The 357-nt window shown below is 71.4% G+C and carries 1 protein-coding gene; it reads right to left on the reverse strand.

Annotated elements, in window-relative coordinates:
• A partial coding sequence (locus GFH49_RS00870) for a hypothetical protein (protein ID WP_155053788.1) occupies window positions 1–320 on the reverse strand: 320 nt, incomplete at its 3' end.
• Between the last annotated feature and the right edge of the window lie 37 nt (window positions 321–357).

Here is a 357-nt window from a genome sequence, read left to right on the forward strand (position 1 = left end):
CTGGTGTGCGCGCCGGTGCCGTCGTACACCGTCGTACGGTTACCACCCGCCGGGACATGGAAGCCGCCGCCGACCCGGGTGACCGCGCCCTGGTCCACACCGCCCGTGCTGACCCGGCCCATCGGGCCGCCCGCCGTGTTCGGAACGAGCACCAGAGCATTCGTGCCCTGCAGCGCGACCACGTTGTGGGTCTGGACACCGCCCCCGTCGACCACCCGGGTGGGCGTGCCGTTCAGGTTCACGTCCAGACGACTGCCCGCGAGCGGACCGCCCTGGACCGTCAGCAGGTCGCTCGTGTGCGCGCCGGTGCCGTCGTACACCGTCGTACGGTTACCACCCGCCGGGACATGGAAGTCA

It is taken from the genome of Streptomyces blattellae, assembly GCF_009709555.1.
Classification (GTDB): Bacteria; Actinomycetota; Actinomycetes; order Streptomycetales; family Streptomycetaceae; genus Streptomyces; species Streptomyces blattellae.